A 17,016-nucleotide genomic window follows, 5' to 3' on the forward strand; every position below is an offset into this window, starting at 1 on the left:
CGCGGCGTCGGACATGCCAAGGGGCGGTCGCGCGCGCCGGACTGGAGGTTCTTCCGGGGCGAAGTTGCACTGCTTCGGGGTAAAGTGACAATACAGCGCCCGATACGGGGCGGGCTGCTGTAACGCTTGGGCCTGTTCCGGTCGGAATCAGAGTGTCGATCATTTCGTGGCGCGCCCGGCATGTGTTTCCAGCTGGCGCGCCGGTTGGCGTGACCGTCGCTCGGCTTTCGTTCACCCCCCTGCGTTCGCGTGAAACCTTGCGACATCGCGGTGTCGGGCGTGGGAAGGGGCGGTCGCGCGCGCCGGGTTGGAGGTTCTTCCGGGGCGAAGTTGCTCTACTCTAGGGCGAAGTTACACTGCTCCGGGGTAAAGTGGCGATACAGCGCCCGATACGGGGCGAGCTGCTGCAACCTGTGCGCCCTTTCCTTTCCGAAACAGCGCGCCGGTTTTTCCGTAGCGCGGCCCGCCGCTGTTGCTGGTTGGCCATGCGCCTTGCGTGGTCGCGAACCGGCTTTGTTTTATCCGCTGCCTTTCGCCCGCAACCTTGCGGCCTGGCGATGTGGAACGTGCCAAGGGCCGGTAGCCGGGTTGCGCTACACGTTGACCCGGGGCGAGGCCGCACCAAGGCGCCCTCGCCGAGGCGGGACGCCTAGGGCTGGCGTGTTTCGCGCGCTCCGTCCGGGGCGGCTACGCGCCAGATCGCCGCGTGAACGCAATCCAGCTTCGCCTTGCCACGACGCCACTTCATCAGTCACGCGACGTCCTTGGGTTCGGCGTGGCACGCGCTTGATGCGCGCGCCAGCCGAGGTCGCACAGGCCGATGGTCTAAGCCGCCCAATGGGTGTTGTCGCCGTTACTATTGCGTGCGCCTGGCGACATGGCGGGAAGCTGGAACTGGCTCATATCCTGGGCCAGGCGATCCGCAACCTCGGACAGGCCGGCCGTCGCGTCATTCGTCTGGGCGGTCATCGCGGCGTTCTGCTGGGTCACTTGGTCCAGATGGTTCACGGCGATGTTGATCTCGGCCAGACCGGCGGCCTGTTCCTGGGACGAGGTGGCAATGTCAGTCACGCGCAGATGGATTTCGCGCACCGAGGTCTGGATGCTGTCCAGCGCCGCCCCCGCCTGGTTGACCAGATCGACTCCGCGCCGCACCTGATCGCCGGATTCCGAGATTAGCCCGGCGATTTCACGCGCGGCATCCGATGACCGCAGCGCCAGTGCGCGCACCTCGGAGGCGACGACGGCGAAGCCGCGCCCGGCTTCGCCCGCGCGGGCGGCCTCGACACCCGCGTTCAGGGCCAGCAGGTTGGTCTGGAAGGCGATTTCCTCGATGACCGAGGTGATCGACGAAATGCGCTTGGACCCCTCGGCGATTTCGCCCATCGCCTCGACCGCCTGGCGCACCACGGCGCCGCTGCTGTCGGCGTTTTGGCGCGCGGTTTCCACGACCCGGCTGGCCTGGGCCGCGCCATCCGAGGCGGATTTGATGGATGAGGTCATCTCATCAATGGCGGCTGCGGTTTCTTCCAGCGTGGCGGCCTGCTGTTCGGTGCGGCGCGACAGATCGGCGGCGGCGGACTTGATGTCCTCGGCCTGGCCCTGAATCTGGTGGGCGCGGTCGGTGACGGCCATCATCACATCGCCCAGATGGGCGGTCATGCCGTTCAGGTCGTGACGGACCTGTTCGTATTCCGCGGGGAAGGACTGGTCGATGCGACCGGTCAGATCGCCTTCGGCCAGTTGGCTGATGCAGGTGCGGATCGTCTGGATCGCACGCTTTTGCGCGGTGATGTCGGTCGCATATTTGACGACCTTGAAGGCGCGGCCCTCGGGGTCGAAGATCGGGTTGTAGCTGGCCTGGATCCAGACCTCTTTCCCGCCCTTGCCGATCCGCAGATATTCCGCAGCCTGAAAGTCGCCGCGGCCAAGCGCTGCCCAGAACTCATGATAGCTGCTGCTTGTCACCTCATCGGGGCGCACGAAGATCGAATGGTGACGCCCGACGATCTCATCCGCGCGATAGCCAAGGGCGGTGCAGAAATTGTCATTCGCCCGCAGGATATTGCCGGTCATGTCGAACTCGATCACGGCCTGGGCGCGCGAAATCGCGGCAAGCTGACCGGCGGCATCGGCCATCTGGTTGCGCAGCGCGGTCACGTCGCGGGCGATCTTGACGACCTTCACCAGATCGCCCATCGGTCCGCGCACCGGTGAATAGGTGGCGCGCAAGGTGATTTCATGCCCGTCGCGGGTCAGGCGCACGAAGTCGCCGTCCTGCGCCTCGCCCTGGACCAGGGCCTTCCAGAAGGTCACATAGGCCGCGCCTTTGGCCTCGGCCGGACGCATGAAGATGCGGTGGTGCTGGCCTACGATCTCATCCAGGCGATAGCCGGTCGATTTCAGGAACAGGTCGTTGGCGGTTAGGATGATGCCGTCCAGCGTGAACTCGATCATCGCCTGAGCCTGGTTGAGAACCGCGATCTTGCCCTGGGCATCGGCGGCGGCAAGCTTGGATGCGGTGACGTCGGTGGCAAACTTCACCACCTTGACCACGCGGCCATCCGGGCCGATCACCGGGTTGTAACTGGCCTCAATCCACAGCACATCGCCCGACTTGCGGATGCGCGGAAAGGTGTCGCGGTGCAGATCGCCGGCGCGCAGCCGTTCCCAGAAGTGTCGATATTCGGCCGAGGCCGCATAGGCAGGTTCGACGAATATCGAATGATGGCGCCCCACGATCTCGTCGCGCCGATAGCCGATGGCGTCCAGAAAGTTCTGGTTCGCCTCCAGCACGGTGCCATCGGGGCTGAACCAGATCATTGCCTGCGCACGATCCAGGGCTTGCAGCAGCCCGGCTGTCTCCAGATCTGCGCCGACGCGTCGTTTGCCAAACATTACCATCTCCCTTGCTACGGTTACGGCAAGGGTTAGGTGATTCGCCCTAAGGACGCGTTAATTCGCTAGATCGACAGGCAGATATATTTCATCTCAAGGAAGTCATCGATGCCGTGGTGGCTGCCCTCGCGCCCGAGGCCCGATTGCTTGACGCCGCCGAACGGCCCCAACTCGGTCGAGATGATGCCGGTGTTCACCCCGACGATGCCGTATTCCAGCGCCTCTTGCACGCGGGTGATGCGGCCGATGTCGCGGGCATAGAAATAGCTGGCCAGACCGAAGATCGTGGCATTGGCCATTTCGATCACCTCGGCCTCGGTCTCAAAGCGGAACAGCGGGGCGACGGGGCCGAAGGTTTCCTCGACCGCGACCTTCATGTCCTGGGTGACGCCGGTCACCACGGTCGGCTGAAAGAAGGTGCCGCCCAGATCATGACGCGCACCGCCGGTGACGACCTTGCCGCCGCCCGCGATCACGTCCGCGATATGCTCTTCAACCTTTTCAACGGCATCGGCCGAAATCAGCGGCCCGGTTGTCACCCCTTCGGTCAGCCCGTCGCCGACCTTCAGCTTGCGCACCGCAGCCGTCAGCTTTTCGGCAAAAGCGTCATAGACCCCGGCCTGCACATAGATGCGGTTGGCGCAGACGCAGGTCTGGCCGTTGTTGCGGAACTTCGACATCATCGCGCCATCAACCGCCGCATCCAGATCGGCGTCGTCAAAGACGATGAAGGGCGCGTTGCCGCCCAGTTCCATGCTGCACTTCATCACCTGATCGGCGGCCTGACGCAGCAGGATGCGGCCCACCTCGGTCGAGCCGGTGAAGGTCAGCTTGCGCACCAGCGGGTTTTCGCAGAACTCTTTGCCGATGGCGCTGGACTGGGTCGAGGTGATGACGCTGAAGATGCCCTTGGGCAGGCCCGCGCGTTCGCCCAGCACCGCAAGCGCAAGCGCCGACAGCGGCGTTTCGGCAGCGGGGCGGGCGACAAAGCCGCAGCCCACGGCCAGTGCGGGGCCGCATTTGCGGGTGATCATCGCATTGGGAAAGTTCCAGGGCGTGATCGAGCCGACCACCCCGATCGGCTGTTTCAACACGGTGATGCGCTTGTCACGCTGATGGCCGGGAATGGTTTCGCCATAGACGCGCTTGGCCTCTTCGCCGAAGAACTCGATGAAGGCGGCGCCATAGGCGATCTCACCCTTGGCCTCGGCCAGGGGTTTGCCCATCTCGGCGGTCAGGATCGTGCCCAGGTCATCCTGATTGGCCATCATCAGGTCGAACCAGCGGCGCATGATCGCGGCGCGTTCCTTGCCGGTGCGTGCGGCCCAGTCCTTCATCGCCTCGGCGGCGGAGGCAATGGCGCGGGCGGTCTCGGCGCGGCCCAGATCGGGGACGCTGGCGATCACGTCGCCGCGCGCCGGGTTCACCACATCAAAGCGCGCGCCGCTGTCGGCCTGAACCCATTCACCGGCGACAAAGGCGCGGTCCGGCAGCAGGGTGGGGTCTTTCAACAGCGACTTCAGGTTGGTCTCGGCCATGGCAACGCTCCTCTGCGACGGGGTCAGCAAACACGGCGCGCGCGGGCTTGTCCAGTGGCGGGCGGGCCGCGCCGCACCGGTCACGGATCGGTGAGCGGCGGGAACGCTTTCGCACCGCCGAAGTTGAGTGGCAGTAAAACGGCCGGGCCTGCCAGCCCGCCAATCCAGAAAGGAACTGCCATGCGCAAGACGCTTATGACCAGTGCAATTGCCACCCTGATGTTTGCCGGTGCGGCGATGGCTGAAACCACCGCCACCGCTGCGATGGACCTGAACGTCCGCTCTGGCCCCGGTGTCCAGCACAACGTGATCGGTGCCATTCCGGGCGGCAAGGACGCGGTGATCGTCGGCTGCATCGACACCGCCAACTGGTGTCAGGTGGCCTATACCGCCGAGGACGGTAAAAAGCTGGAAGGCTGGGCCTATGCCGACTACCTGACCGTGCCGAAGGGCGACACGGTGGAATCGATCTATCCGCATCGCCAGGAAGCCGGCGTGCAGGTGATTGAATACACCGCGCCGAAAACCGGCGAGGGTGCGACCGCCGGCGGCGTGACCGGTGCCATTGCCGGTGCGCTGATCGCCGGGCCGATCGGGGCTGCCGTCGGTGCGATGGCCGGTGCCGTCGCCGGTGACGTGGCCGAGCCGACCCAGACCGTGACCACCTATGTGACCGAGCACAAGGTTGACCCGGTCTATCTGGATGGCGAAGTCGTCGTCGGTGCGGGCATTCCCGACAGCGTGACGCTGCATGAAATCCCGGACAGCGAATATCGCTATCTGGTCATCAACGGCCAGACCGTTCTGGTCGAGCCGGGCGAGCGCAAGATCGTCTACATCTACCGCTAAGCCGATCCCTCCGGCAAACGCGGAACAGGGCGGCACCTTCGGGTGCCGCCCTTGTTCATCTGCCGAACCGCTGCCGCCAGGTCGGAAGGGGGTCGCCGGGTTCGGGGCGGGCGTGATAGACGGCGCGGGCAATGGCACGGGCCAGACAGGCCGCCGCCGCATGGCCCAGGGCAAAGGCATCGGCCACCGGATCGGCCAGGGGGCGCGCGCCGGTCGCCGCGGCAAAGACCAGATCGCCATCCAGCACCGTGTGCGACGGCACGATGGCCCGCGCCATCCCGTCGTGGGCGGCCACCGCAAGCCGCTGGGCACCGGCCTTGGTCAGCGCCGCGTCCGTTGCGATGGTGGCGATCGTGGTGGCCTGGCCCGGCCCCTTGCCCATCACCGGCTCGGCACCCGGATCGGGGCGGCCCTGCGTGCCCAACCCGCCGAACTCGGCCCCCATTTCCCAGTCGCTGGCCCAGAAGCCCGGCCCGTTGCCGCGGATCACCGATCCCAGGCTGTTGACCGCGACCAGGGCGCCCACTGTGAAGCCGCGATCCAGTACGATCGACGCCGATCCGATCCCGCCCTTCAGACCATGGGTCGTCGCGCCATGCCCTGCGCCCGCAGTCCCCAGATCAAAGTCGCGCGCGGCGGCGTTCAGGGCCGCGCGACCAAGCGCGGGATAGGGGTTGTCGTCCCAGCCCTTGTCGCCGCCGTTCAGCAGGTCAAACAGGATCGCGCCCGGCACGATCGGCACAAGCTGATCGCCGACCGCAAAGCCGCGCCCCTGTGCGCGCAGCCCGGCCGCCACGCCGTCGCAGGCGGCCAGCCCGAACGCCGACCCGCCCGCCAGCACCAGTGCATCAACCCCCTGAACCAGCTTGTCGGGCGCCAGAAGGTCGGTCTCACGCGTGCCGGGCGCCCCGCCCATCACCGCCACGGCAGCGGTCAGCGGCGCCTCGCCCACCAGCACCGTGACCCCGGATTTCAGCCGCGCATCCGATGCCTGCCCGACCCGCAGGCCCGCGACATCGGTGATCAGATTCAGCGGACCGGGTTTCATGCGCACCTCCGTTTCGGCAATCCTGACGCGGGGCGGGGCGGCTTGCAATCCCGCCCGGCGCGTGAAACCGTGGCGGCAAGTCACGGAACCGCCATGCTGCCGATCTTTCTGAAGACCCTGCCGTTTTTCGCGCTGATCGGCCTTGGCTGGCTGGCCGGGCGCAGCCGGTTTTTCCCGGCCGAGGCGACCGGCTGGCTGACGAAGTTCGTGTTCTATTTCGCGCTGTCGGCGATGCTGTTCCGCTTTGCCGCCGGGCTGGATCTGGCCAGCCTGTTCGATGCGCGCTTTGTGGCGGCCTATCTGCTGGGGTCGGGCGTGGTCTGGCTGCTGGGCTTCGCCGTGGCCCGCGCCCGCCGCCAGCCCTTTGCCGATGCCGCGATGGAGGCCCATACCGCGATGACCGGCAACACCGGCTTTCTGGGCGTGCCGATGCTGGTGGTGCTGCTGGGGCCTGCGGCGGCGGCGCCGGTGCTGATGGTGCTTACCATCGACATGATCGTGTTCTCGGTGCTGATCACCGCGCTGATCACCGCGACGCGTGAGGGCCGGGTGAACCTGGCCCGGCTGGGGCTGGGAGTGCTGCGCAATCCGATGATCGTGTCGATGGCGGCGGGGCTGGCCTGGGGCGCGACCGGCGCGCCGATGCCCGCGCCGCTGGCCGAGTTCGTCACCCTGCTGGGCGCTGCCGCCACGCCCGGCGCGCTGTTTGCCATCGGTGCCTCGCTGGCCGTGCGTGAGGCATCCGAACGCATCGGCCCCGCCGCCTGGCTGTCGCTGGCCAAGCTGGTGCTGCACCCGCTGGCCGTCGGCATTGCCGCGCTCATGCTGTTCGGCGTCGACCCCTTTGCCGCCGGGGTGATGATCGCTGCCGCCGCGCTGCCGGTGGCGGGCAATGTCTATATGCTGGCCGCGCATTATCAGGTGGCGCTGCATCGGGTGTCGGCGGCGATCCTGATCTCGACCGCGGTCAGCATCCTGACCGTGCCGCTGGTGATCGCCTGGGTGACGTCATGATGCTGTGGGTCGATGCCGATGCCTGCCCGGTGCGGGCCGAGGCCGAGGCGGTGGCGATCCGCCACGGTGTCGCGGTTCGCATGGTGTCGAACGGGGGCATCCGACCGTCGCAGCATCCGCTGGTGCAGATGGTCTATGTGCCGGCCGACCCCGATGCCGCCGATATCCATATCGCGTCCCATGCGGGGGCGGGCGACGTGGTGGTGACGACCGACTTGCCGCTGGCCGCCCGCGCGATCGAGGCGGGCGCGCGCGTGCTGCGCCCCGATGGCAGCACCCTGACGCCCGCCAATATCGGCCCCGCGTTGGCTACCCGCGATCTGATGGCCGATCTGCGCGCAGCCGACCCGACCGGCGGCCCCAAGGGCGGTGGCCGGGGGTTTACAAAGGCCGATCGGGCGCGTTTCCTGCAAGCCCTCGACCACCTTCTGCGGAGGTAACATGGCCGTCAACGCCGTCGTGTTCGACATCGGCAATGTGCTGATCGAATGGAACCCCGAACGCCATTATGACCGGATTATCGGTCCCGATCGCCGCAGCGCCATGTTCGCAGCGCTGGATCTGCACGGCATGAATGACGGCATCGACCGGGGGCAGGATTTCCATGCCACCGTGCAGGCGATGGCCGATGCCCATCCCGAATGGCGGGTCGAGATCCTGCGCTGGCACGACGACTGGTTGCAGATGGCCAGCCCGGCGATCGACCATTCCGTGCGGCTGCTGCGCGCCCTTCGCGCCAAGGGTGTGCCGGTGTTCGCGCTGACCAATTTCGGCATCCAGACCTTTGATCTGGCCTGCCGCCACTATCCCTTCCTGACCGAGTTCGACCGCGCCTATGTCTCGGGTCATCTGGGGGTGATCAAGCCGGACCCCGCGATCTATCAGGCGGTCGAGGAAGATTGCGGCATCCGCCCCGGTGACCTGCTGTTCACCGATGACCGCGCCGACAATATTGCCCAGGCGGCAGCGCGGGGCTGGCAGACGCATCTGTTCGACGGGCCACAGGGTTGGGCAGACCGGCTGGTCGCGGCGGGGCTGTTGAGCGAAGCGGAGGCCGCATGAGCATCGAGATCGTCGGACCCGAGGCCGAAGAGCTGCTGGATTGGGTCGCCCTGACCGAGGCGATCGAGGCCGCCCATGCGCTGCCGCGCGCCGAAGTGGCGGACACGTTCCTGTATCGCGGCGCCGACACGCTGCTGACCCGATCGGCCTGGATCGACGGGTTGGGGCTGGCGGTCAAGGCGGCGACGGTGATGCCGGGCAACCGCACCCGCGCGCTGCCCGCCGTCAACGGCTCGGTCACCCTCTATGATGACCGCGATGGCCGACCCGAGGCGCTGATCGACTTTCACCTGGTCACCCGCTGGAAGACGGCGGGCGACAGCCTGCTGGCGGCGCGGCATCTGGCGCGGCCCGATGCCGGGCGGGCGCTGATCGTCGGCGCGGGGGCGGTGGCAGCCAGCATGATCGCGGCCTATCGCGCGGCCTTTCCGGGCATTGCCGTCAGCATCTGGAACCGCAGCGCGGATGGCGCCGAACGCCTGGCGCGCGACATGGATGCCCAGGTCGCGCCCGATCTGGCCGAGGCCGTCGCCGGGGCCGATCTGATCGCCAGTTGCACCATGGCGACCCAGCCGGTGATCCGGGGCGAGTGGCTTTCGCCGGGCACCCATCTGGACCTGATCGGCGCCTTTCGCCCCGACATGCGCGAGGTCGACGACACCGCCCTGCGCCGCGCCGCGATCTTTGTCGACAGCCGCGCCACCACCATCGCCCATATCGGTGAGCTGAAAGACCCGATTGCGCGCGGCGTGATCGGGCCGGGCGATGTGCGCGCGGATTACTATGATCTGGCCAGTGGCGGCTTTCGGCGGCCCGACGATCAGGCGATCACCATCTGCAAGAATGGCGGCGGCGCGCATCTGGATCTGATGACTGCGCGCTATATCCTGGCGGCCTGGCAGGCCCGCTAGGGCAGGGGGGCTTTGCCCCCGGTCGCGCCGCGGCCTTCCCCCGGGATATTTCTGCCAAGAAGAAAGCAGCAGGGCGCGCGCCTTGTGATCGGGGGCGGGGCGGCCTACATCGGGCGGATGAAATGGCGTATTCCCTTTCTCGGCCGCCGCGCGCGGGTCAGTGTCGTGCGACTGTCCGGGCCGATTGGCGCGACCGGGCGGCTGTCGGGTGCCGGGCTGACCGATGCGGGCGTGGCGCCCCTGCTGGCGGCGGCATTCGCGCGCAAGCCGGTAGCGGTGGCCATCGTCATCAATTCGCCCGGCGGATCGCCGGTGCAGTCGTCGCTGATCGCGGCGCGCATCCGGCGATTGGCCGACAAGCATGACGTGCCTGTGCATGTGTTCGTCGAGGATATGGCGGCCTCGGGCGGGTATTGGCTGGCTTGCGCGGGGGATCGGATCTGGGCGGATGCGACCTCGGTCATCGGCTCGATCGGGGTGATCTCGGCGGGCTTCGGCTTGTCCGATCTGATCGCCCGGCACGGGATCGAGCGGCGCGTGCATACCGCGGGCGGATCGAAAAGTTTCCTGGACCCGTTCCGCCCCGAAAAGCCCGAGGATGTGGCCCGGCTGAAGGCGCTGCTGGAGCCGATGCACGCAGCCTTCAAGGATTGGGTGCGGTCGCGGCGTGGCGACCGGCTGGACGCCGCGCGCGATCTTTTCACCGGCGATGTCTGGGTCGGCACGCAGGCCGCCGAACTGGGCCTGATCGACGGCATTGCCCATCTGGAACCTAAGATGCGCGAGCTGTTTGGCGATGACATCCGCTTTGTCACCCATGCCGCGCGGCGTCCGTGGTTCCGGCGGCTGGGCGTTGATCTGGCCGATGGCGTGCTGGACCGGGCCGAGACCGCGCTGCGCGATCCCGGCACGTTTTCGGGGTGGCGCTGATATGGTCAAGGCGGTTCTGGTCTTTCTGGTGGTGATGGCGCTGATCGCCTGGATCGGTGGCTGGCGGTTGCGGAAATAGGGGGCGATCATGCTGGTCAGCGTGGCATTGGTGGTGGCGGGCCTGATCCTGCTGGTCGTGGCGGGTGAGCTCCTGGTGCGCGGCGCGGTCAACCTGTCGCTGCGGTTGGGGATCCCGGCGCTGATCGTCGGGCTGACGGTCGTGGCCTTTGGCACCTCCGCACCCGAGATGATCGTCTCGGTCGCCGCTGTTCTGGGCGACGCGCCGGGGCTGGCTTTGGGCAATGTCGTCGGCTCGAACATCGCCAATATCCTGCTGGTGCTGGGGATCCCGGCGCTGATCTCGGCCATCCGCACCGATGAACATGACCTGCGCAAAAGCTGGGCGATCATGGTGGCGGCCTCGGTCCTGTTCATCGCCCTGGCATTTGCCGGGCCGTTCACCTGGTGGCACGCGCTGATCCTGCTGGGCGGGCTGGGGCTGATGGTCTGGGATCAGATCCGCGACGCCCTTGCCCACCGCAGCGCCGCGCGTGAGGCCGAGGCGGCGGTCGAGGGCGCCGATGGCCACATGTCGCCCATGATGATTGCCGCGCTGCTGATCGGCGGGCTGATCGGCCTGCCCGTCGGAGCGCAACTGCTGGTCAACGGCGCCACCGACATCGCCCGCGCCTTGGGGATCAGTGAAACGGTGATCGGGCTGACGCTGGTCGCGGTCGGCACCTCGCTGCCCGAGCTGATGACCTCGGTCATGGCGGCGCTGCGGGGGCGGGCGGATGTGGCGCTTGGCAATGTCGTCGGCTCGAACATCTTCAACCTGCTGGGCATCATCGGCGTGGCCGGCCTGGTCGGCAACCTGCCGGTGCCGCCCGAGTTGCTGCGGCTGGACTTGTGGGTGATGCTGGGCACCGCGCTGCTGATCGGGCCGTTCCTGTGGCGCGGCTGGCCGATAGGGCGGGCGCTTGGCGCGGGGCTGGTGGCGCTTTATGCCGCCTATGTCTGGGTGCTGATCTGATGGGCGCCGCGCTGATCACCGGGGCCGCGCATCGGCTGGGCCGCGCCATGGCGCTGTCGCTGGCCGGGCGCGGGCTGGACGTGGCGATCCATTGCCACCAATCCACCGACGCCGCCGAGCAGGTCGCAGCCGAGGCTCGCGCCCTTGGCGTGCGCGCCGTCGTTGTGCAGGCCGACCTGCTGGATGATGCCCAGACCGGGCGCGTGGTGGCTAAGGCCGCCCAGGCGCTTGGGCCGCTCAGCGTGCTGGTCAACAATGCCTCGATCTTTGAATATGACACGATCGAGACGGCCACCCGCGACAGCTGGGACCGGCATTTCCAGTCGAACCTGCGCGCCCCCTATATCCTGACCCAGGATTTCGCGGCCCAAGCCCCCCGCGCCGATCTTTCCGGGGATGAGCCGCGCGCCCGCGCGCTGATCGTCAACATGCTGGATCAGCGGGTGCTGAAACTGACCCCGGCCTTTTCGACCTATACTCTGGCCAAGATGGCGCTGTGGGCCCTGACGCGGACGGCGGCGCAGGGGCTGGCGCCGCATGTGCGGGTGAATGCCATCGGCCCCGGCCCGACCCTGCAAGGCGCGCGGCAGTCGCTGGACCACTTTACCCGGCAGCGGGCGGCGACGCTTCTGCAACGCGGCGCAAACCCCGATGATGTCTGCGCGGCGCTGAACTATTTCCTCGATGCGCCCTCGGTCACCGGCCAGTTGATCTGCACCGATGGCGGGCAGCATCTGGCCTGGCAGACCCCGGACATTCTTGATCATTGACCCCGGCCAAGAGGGACGCCGCGGCAACTTGTCCACTTGTAACGGAAAGCTGACAAAGCCGTTAAGAATCCGTGAAGGAAATCAGGTGCTTGCTCGTCGCGCAATAAAAAACGCTGTGTTTTCAATGGGCTGCAAATCTGCCTATTTTTTAGGCAAAGCATCTGAAGGTGCTGAAACACAGGATTTTTTCCGGCTGCCCCAAGATTTCCAACAGACTTATCCACAGATTCCGTGGACAGCTTGACCCTTGCATCCGCCGGGCTGCCATTGCAGCCCTGGGTAGAATCACGATGGCCCGACGATGACCGATCTTGACCCGCCTGCCAGCCCTGATCCCGACGCCGCAGCGCCGCGTCGTGCCGGTGCCGTTGTGATCGCTGATTACCTGCGGCTGCTCGACAGCTCGCCCGGGGTCTACCGGATGCTGAATGCCAAGGGCGAGGTTCTGTATGTCGGCAAGGCCCGCAACCTCAAGGCGCGGGTGTCGAATTACGCGCGGGCCACCGGCCATTCCGGACGCATCAGCCGGATGATCGCTGAAACCGTCAGCATGATGTTCCTGACCACCCGGACCGAGCTTGAGGCCCTGCTGCTGGAGCAGAACCTGATCAAGCAGTTGAAGCCGCGCTATAACGTGCTGCTGCGCGACGACAAATCCTTCCCGAATATCCTTGTCGCCAAGGGCCATGACTTTGCCCAGATCAAGAAGCATCGCGGTGCCAAGACCGAGACCGGCGACTATTACGGCCCCTTCGCCAGTGCGGGCGCGGTCAATCGGACGCTGAACCAGTTGCAGCGGGTGTTCGGGCTGCGGTCCTGCACCGATGCGGTGCTGGAAAGCCGGACCCGACCCTGCCTTCTGTATCAGATCAAGCGCTGTGCGGGGCCTTGCGTGGGCAAGATCAGCCTGGCCGATTACCGCGATCTGGTCACGGATGCCGAAGATTTCCTGCAGGGCAAATCCACCCGCATCCAGGCCGATCTGGCCCGGCAGATGGGCGATGCCGCCGAGGCGATGGAATACGAACGCGCCGCCGCTTTGCGCGACCGGATCAAGGCGCTGACCGCCGTGCAGCAAAGCCAGACCATCAACCCGCAGGGCGTGGCCGAGGCGGATGTGATCGCGCTGCATCTGGAAAACGGGCAGGCCTGCGTGCAGGTGTTCTTCATCCGCGCCAACCAAAGTTGGGGCAATCACGATTTTTACCCGCGCACCGGTGCCGGCGCGGATGAAGCCGAGGTGATGCAGGCCTTCCTTGCGCAGTTCTATGACGGCAAGGTGCCGCCGCGTCTGGTGCTTTTGTCGCATGATCCCGAGGATGCCGACCTGACCGCCGCAATGCTGGCCGAACGCGCGGGCCGCAAGGTCGAGGTCGCGGTGCCACGGCGCGGGGAAAAGGCCGAGCTGGTGGAAAACGCGCGTCGCAACGCGCGGGAATCCTTGGGGCGGCGGATGTCGGAAAGTGCGGCCCAAGCGCGGCTGCTGGCGGGGCTGGCGCAGGCCTTCGATCTGGATGGCCCGCCCAGCCGGATCGAGATTTACGACAACAGCCACAATCAGGGCGCCCAGCCGGTGGGCGGCATGGTCGTGGCGGGGCCAGAGGGCTTTGTCAAAAGCCAGTATCGCAAGTTCAACATCAAGGGCACCGAGATCACCCCTGGCGACGATTTCGGCATGATGCGCGAGGTGCTGACCCGCCGCTTCACCCGCCTTATCGAGGAAGACCCCGGCCGCAGCAGCGATGCCTGGCCCGACCTTCTGCTGATCGACGGCGGCGCAGGCCAGATCAGTGCGGTCGCTGCCGTGCTGGCCGATCTGGGCGTGGCCGACATCCCGCTGATCGGGGTCGCCAAAGGCGTCGACCGTGACCACGGCAAGGAGGAGTTCCACCGCCCCGGTCGCCCCGCCTTTGCGCTGCAACGCAATGATCCGGTGCTGTACTTCATCCAGCGCCTGCGCGATGAGGCGCACCGCTGGGCTATCGGCGCACATCGCGCGCGCCGCGCCAAGACCGTGACCGCCAGCCCGCTGGACGACATCCCCGGCATCGGCGCGACCCGCAAGCGCGCACTGCTGGCGCATTTCGGATCGGCCAAGGCGGTCAGCCGCGCGGGCCTGAGCGATCTGCAAGAGGTTCCCGGCATCTCGAATGCGATGGCCGAAACGGTCTGGAACTATTTCAACGACCGGGGCTAGGGGCGGGGGGCGGATGAGTATTTGGGCAAAGCGGAAGGGGCTTCCTCTTTGCAAAAATACTCACTCCTCCGCAGGAATTGGCACCGCAGTGCCAATATGTCGCTGGCCCCGCGCGGCGGCCAGGGCGACTTGGCGCTGACGTTCGCGGAAACGGGTGCGGTCGGCTTCGGTCTGGGTGGCGGCGCAATGCGGGCAGGTCACGCCTTCCTCATAGCGGGGATCGGCACGGTCGGCGGCGTCAAGCGGGCGCCGGCAGGCGCGGCACAGGCTGTGATCGCCGGTGCGCAGGCCGTGGATCAGGCTGACCCGTTCGTCAAAGACGAAGCAGGCGCCCTGCCACAGGCTGTCGTCCTGCGGCACCTCCTCGAGGTATTTCAGGATCCCGCCTTGCAGGTGGAACACCTGTTCGACGCCTTGCGCGATCAGATAGTTGGTCGACTTCTCGCAGCGGATCCCGCCGGTGCAGAACATGGCGATGCGCTTGTTGTGAAAGCGGTGCGCGTTGGCCTGCCACCAGGCGGGAAAGTCGCGGAAGCTGGCGGTGCCGGGGTCGATGGCACCGGCAAAGGTGCCGATCGCCACCTCATAGTCGTTGCGGGTGTCGATCACGGCCACATCAGGGGCGGTGATCAGCGCGTTCCAGTCCTCGGGCGCGACGTAATGACCGACCGCCGCTGTGGGGTCCACGTCCGGCTGGCCCATGGTGACGATCTCGCGCTTCAGCCGCACCTTCATGCGGCCAAAGGGGGCGGTGGCGGCGGTGCTTTCCTTGTGGATCAGCCCGGCGAAACCCGGCCAGCCCCGCAGATGCGCCAGCACCGCGTCGATACCGGCCCGCGGACCTGCGATGGTGCCGTTCACCCCCTCCGGGGCCAGCAGCAGGCTGCCGCAGATGCCCTGCGCTTTGCACAAGGCCAGCAGCGGCGCGCGCCGGTCGGCGGCATTGGGAAGGCGGGCGAAATGGTAAAGGGCGGCGACGACATAAGACATGGGCGCGGCATAGCCGCCGCGCCCATTCCGTTCAAGCCTGTCTGCCGGGCTTAGAAGCTGATGCCGAAGGCCAGCCCGCCCAGCAGGTAGATGAAGCCGGTGATCAGCGCGACGCCCAGCAGGTTCAGCACAAAGCCGCCGCGCGCCATCTGGCCGATGGTGACCACGCCCGAGCCAAAGACGATGGCATTCGGCGGCGTGCCGACCGGCAGCATGAAGGCGCAGGTCGCGGCGAAGGCCGCCGGAATGATCAGCGTCATCGCGTCGGTGCCGATCCCCAGGGCCACCCCTCCCAGCACCGGGATGAAGGTCGCGGCGGTGGCGGTGTTCGAGGTCACCTCGGTCAGGAACATGATCAGCAGGGTGATGGCCGCGACAAGGGCGATCACTGGCAGCGTCCCCAGACCCGAGACCTGGGCGCCGAACCATTGGTCCAGACCCGTGGCACCGATGGCATTGGCGAGGCTGAGGCCGCCACCGAACAGCAGGAGCACGCCCCAGGGCAGGCCGTCCTCGGCGTCTTTCCATTCCAGCACCATCTCACCCCGGCCGCGACCGGGTAGAATGAACAGCGCGACGCCCGCGGCAATCGCCACGGCGGTGTCGTTCAGCATCCCGAACCAGCCCAGATCGGCGCCAGTCAGGCTTTTGATCAGCCCCGGCACGACCCACAGGAAGGCCGCGCCACCGAAGACCGCCATCACCATGCGTTCGCCCTGGCTGACCGGGCCAAGCGCGCCGATCTGGTCCTGGATCATCTGCTGCCCGCCGGGGATCTCGTCCAGCTTGAACGGATACAGCACGCGCGTCATCAGCACCCAGCCGATCAGGATGAAGGTCAGCGCCAGCGGCACACCGATGATCATCCAGTCCAGAAAGCCGATCTCGCGCCCCAGTTCGTCACGCGCATAGCCCGCCACGATGGCGTTCGGCGGGCTGCCCAGCAGGGTGCCAAGGCCGCCCATGCTGGCCGCCCAGGCGATTGCAAGCACCAGACAGACGCCGAAGGCCTGGATGTCGGGATTCTTGATGACCTCGGTGATCTTGCCGCCATCGGCCAGTTGGTCGCCCACCTCGGCCCCTTGCCGGCGCGAGCTGCGTTCCACCACCAGCGTCAGCACCGACAGGCCGATCGGCAGCATCATCAGCGTGGTGGCGGTGTTCGATACCCACATCGACAAAAAGCCGGTCGCCAGCATCATGCCCAGCACGATGCGGCGCGGCTGCACACCCACGGCGCGAAGGGTCAGCAGCGCGATGCGGCGGTGCAGGTTCCATTTCTCCATCGCGATGGCGATCAGAAAGCCGCCCAGGAACAGGAACACGATGGGGCTGGCGTAAGGCGCGGTCGCCTGGCCCACGGTGCGGTCGGTCAGCGCCGGGATCACGAAGATCGGCAGCAGCGCGGTGGCCGACAGCGGGATCGCCTCGGTCATCCACCAGACGGCCATCAGCGTGCCGATGGCGGCGACGGTGCGCGCATCCTGCGACATTTCGGCGGATTGGCCCAGCAGCAGCCAGACCAGACCGGCGACGGCCAGACCCAGCAGGCGCAGCGCCCACAGGCGGGCCGGGGAACGACCATCGGGGCGTTCGTATTCGCCCTGATGGTGGGCTTCGGCAGGTAGGGACATGCGCAACTCCTCCTCTTAGTGGCGCGGGTGCGGGCGGCGGCTGACCATGGGCAGGGGCCGGGCCGGTCAGGGCCGATGGCCCGCGAAAGCGACGCGACCGATCACGGGCGGATAGCGACCCCGTGAAGCGCCGCCGCGTAAC

Annotated in this window: 15 protein-coding genes; 10 read left to right on the top strand and 5 right to left on the bottom strand. The window is 67.0% G+C overall.

The genetic code is table 11. The features are described from left to right. Positions 1 to 825: 825 nt before the first annotated feature. Positions 826 to 2,898 (bottom strand): methyl-accepting chemotaxis protein, encoded by a 2,073-nt coding sequence (locus ACEYYA_RS00130; RefSeq protein WP_374796330.1) that lies wholly within the window; start codon positions 2,896 to 2,898, stop codon positions 826 to 828. A 65-nt stretch (positions 2,899 to 2,963) separates the two neighbouring features. Then, positions 2,964 to 4,436, bottom strand: a complete 1,473-nt coding sequence (locus ACEYYA_RS00135) for an NAD-dependent succinate-semialdehyde dehydrogenase (protein ID WP_374796332.1) — start codon at positions 4,434 to 4,436, stop codon at positions 2,964 to 2,966. Between the two features lie 180 nt (positions 4,437 to 4,616). Here ACEYYA_RS00135 and ACEYYA_RS00140 point away from each other — a divergent pair, with 180 nt between their 5' ends. After that, entirely contained in the window at positions 4,617 to 5,285 is a 669-nt protein-coding gene (locus ACEYYA_RS00140; RefSeq protein WP_374796334.1) for a DUF1236 domain-containing protein, read from the top strand. 55 nt (positions 5,286 to 5,340) lie between these two features. Here the strand turns inward: ACEYYA_RS00140 and ACEYYA_RS00145 are convergent, their stop codons facing one another. After that, positions 5,341 to 6,333: a P1 family peptidase gene (locus ACEYYA_RS00145; RefSeq protein WP_374796336.1), complete on the bottom strand. Its 993-nt coding sequence runs from the start codon at positions 6,331 to 6,333 to the stop codon at positions 5,341 to 5,343. 93 nt (positions 6,334 to 6,426) lie between these two features. On the opposite strand from ACEYYA_RS00145, the gene ACEYYA_RS00150 reads away from it, so the two are divergent. The 9 genes from ACEYYA_RS00150 (at position 6,427) to uvrC (ending at position 14,250) form a co-directional block, all read left to right on the top strand. Next, complete coding sequence (locus ACEYYA_RS00150) at positions 6,427 to 7,347, top strand: AEC family transporter (protein WP_374796338.1); 921 nt, start codon at positions 6,427 to 6,429, stop codon at positions 7,345 to 7,347. Beyond that, positions 7,347 to 7,787, top strand: coding sequence for a YaiI/YqxD family protein (locus ACEYYA_RS00155; RefSeq protein WP_374797380.1), 441 nt, complete (start codon positions 7,347 to 7,349; stop codon positions 7,785 to 7,787). The genes ACEYYA_RS00150 and ACEYYA_RS00155 overlap by 1 nt, the downstream gene beginning before the upstream one ends. A gap of 1 nt (position 7,788) precedes the next feature. Further along, entirely contained in the window at positions 7,789 to 8,409 is a 621-nt protein-coding gene (locus ACEYYA_RS00160) for an HAD family hydrolase (protein WP_374796340.1), read from the top strand. Beyond that, positions 8,406 to 9,320 (top strand): ornithine cyclodeaminase family protein, encoded by a 915-nt coding sequence (locus ACEYYA_RS00165; RefSeq protein ID WP_374796342.1) that lies wholly within the window; start codon positions 8,406 to 8,408, stop codon positions 9,318 to 9,320. The genes ACEYYA_RS00160 and ACEYYA_RS00165 overlap by 4 nt, the downstream gene beginning before the upstream one ends. A 117-nt stretch (positions 9,321 to 9,437) precedes the next feature. Next, positions 9,438 to 10,250 (top strand): S49 family peptidase, encoded by an 813-nt coding sequence (locus ACEYYA_RS00170; RefSeq protein WP_374796344.1) that lies wholly within the window; start codon positions 9,438 to 9,440, stop codon positions 10,248 to 10,250. A gap of 88 nt (positions 10,251 to 10,338) precedes the next feature. Then, positions 10,339 to 11,283 carry a calcium/sodium antiporter gene (locus ACEYYA_RS00175; protein WP_374796346.1) on the top strand — a complete coding sequence of 315 codons (945 nt, stop codon included), beginning with the start codon at positions 10,339 to 10,341 and terminating at the stop codon, positions 11,281 to 11,283. Continuing rightward, positions 11,283 to 12,053, top strand: a complete 771-nt coding sequence (locus ACEYYA_RS00180) for an SDR family oxidoreductase (protein ID WP_374796348.1) — start codon at positions 11,283 to 11,285, stop codon at positions 12,051 to 12,053. Before ACEYYA_RS00175 ends, ACEYYA_RS00180 begins: the two co-directional genes overlap by 1 nt. Continuing rightward, positions 12,043 to 12,297 (top strand): hypothetical protein, encoded by a 255-nt coding sequence (locus ACEYYA_RS00185; protein WP_374796350.1) that lies wholly within the window; start codon positions 12,043 to 12,045, stop codon positions 12,295 to 12,297. Before ACEYYA_RS00180 ends, ACEYYA_RS00185 begins: the two co-directional genes overlap by 11 nt. Before the next feature lie 57 nt (positions 12,298 to 12,354). Then, complete coding sequence (uvrC, locus tag ACEYYA_RS00190; RefSeq protein ID WP_374796352.1) at positions 12,355 to 14,250, top strand: excinuclease ABC subunit UvrC; 1,896 nt, start codon at positions 12,355 to 12,357, stop codon at positions 14,248 to 14,250. A 60-nt stretch (positions 14,251 to 14,310) separates the two neighbouring features. Here the strand turns inward: uvrC and trhO are convergent, their stop codons facing one another. Further along, on the bottom strand, positions 14,311 to 15,240 hold the full coding sequence (gene trhO, locus ACEYYA_RS00195; protein WP_374796354.1) for an oxygen-dependent tRNA uridine(34) hydroxylase TrhO: 930 nt from the start codon (positions 15,238 to 15,240) through the stop codon (positions 14,311 to 14,313). A gap of 50 nt (positions 15,241 to 15,290) precedes the next feature. After that, positions 15,291 to 16,874: an SLC13 family permease gene (locus tag ACEYYA_RS00200; RefSeq protein ID WP_374796356.1), complete on the bottom strand. Its 1,584-nt coding sequence runs from the start codon at positions 16,872 to 16,874 to the stop codon at positions 15,291 to 15,293. Between the last annotated feature and the right edge of the window lie 142 nt (positions 16,875 to 17,016).

It is taken from the genome of Paracoccus zhouxuedongae, from assembly GCF_041927815.1.
Taxonomy (GTDB): Bacteria; Pseudomonadota; Alphaproteobacteria; order Rhodobacterales; family Rhodobacteraceae; genus Paracoccus.

Excerpts from the sequence above, each read along its gene's own strand:
- ACEYYA_RS00155 (WP_374797380.1), top strand. The coding sequence starts at position 7,347 with ATGCTGTGGGTCGATGCCGATGCCTGCCCGGTGCGGGCCGAGGCCGAG.
- ACEYYA_RS00175 (WP_374796346.1), top strand. The coding sequence starts at position 10,339 with ATGCTGGTCAGCGTGGCATTGGTGGTGGCGGGCCTGATCCTGCTGGTC.
- ACEYYA_RS00145 (WP_374796336.1), bottom strand. The coding sequence starts at position 6,333 with ATGAAACCCGGTCCGCTGAATCTGATCACCGATGTCGCGGGCCTGCGG.
- ACEYYA_RS00130 (WP_374796330.1), bottom strand. The coding sequence starts at position 2,898 with ATGTTTGGCAAACGACGCGTCGGCGCAGATCTGGAGACAGCCGGGCTG.
- ACEYYA_RS00165 (WP_374796342.1), top strand. The coding sequence starts at position 8,406 with ATGAGCATCGAGATCGTCGGACCCGAGGCCGAAGAGCTGCTGGATTGG.
- ACEYYA_RS00170 (WP_374796344.1), top strand. The coding sequence starts at position 9,438 with ATGAAATGGCGTATTCCCTTTCTCGGCCGCCGCGCGCGGGTCAGTGTC.
- ACEYYA_RS00200 (WP_374796356.1), bottom strand. The coding sequence starts at position 16,874 with ATGTCCCTACCTGCCGAAGCCCACCATCAGGGCGAATACGAACGCCCC.
- ACEYYA_RS00160 (WP_374796340.1), top strand. The coding sequence starts at position 7,789 with ATGGCCGTCAACGCCGTCGTGTTCGACATCGGCAATGTGCTGATCGAA.
- trhO (WP_374796354.1), bottom strand. The coding sequence starts at position 15,240 with ATGTCTTATGTCGTCGCCGCCCTTTACCATTTCGCCCGCCTTCCCAAT.
- ACEYYA_RS00135 (WP_374796332.1), bottom strand. The coding sequence starts at position 4,436 with ATGGCCGAGACCAACCTGAAGTCGCTGTTGAAAGACCCCACCCTGCTG.
- uvrC (WP_374796352.1), top strand. The coding sequence starts at position 12,355 with ATGACCGATCTTGACCCGCCTGCCAGCCCTGATCCCGACGCCGCAGCG.
- ACEYYA_RS00140 (WP_374796334.1), top strand. The coding sequence starts at position 4,617 with ATGCGCAAGACGCTTATGACCAGTGCAATTGCCACCCTGATGTTTGCC.
- ACEYYA_RS00180 (WP_374796348.1), top strand. The coding sequence starts at position 11,283 with ATGGGCGCCGCGCTGATCACCGGGGCCGCGCATCGGCTGGGCCGCGCC.
- ACEYYA_RS00150 (WP_374796338.1), top strand. The coding sequence starts at position 6,427 with ATGCTGCCGATCTTTCTGAAGACCCTGCCGTTTTTCGCGCTGATCGGC.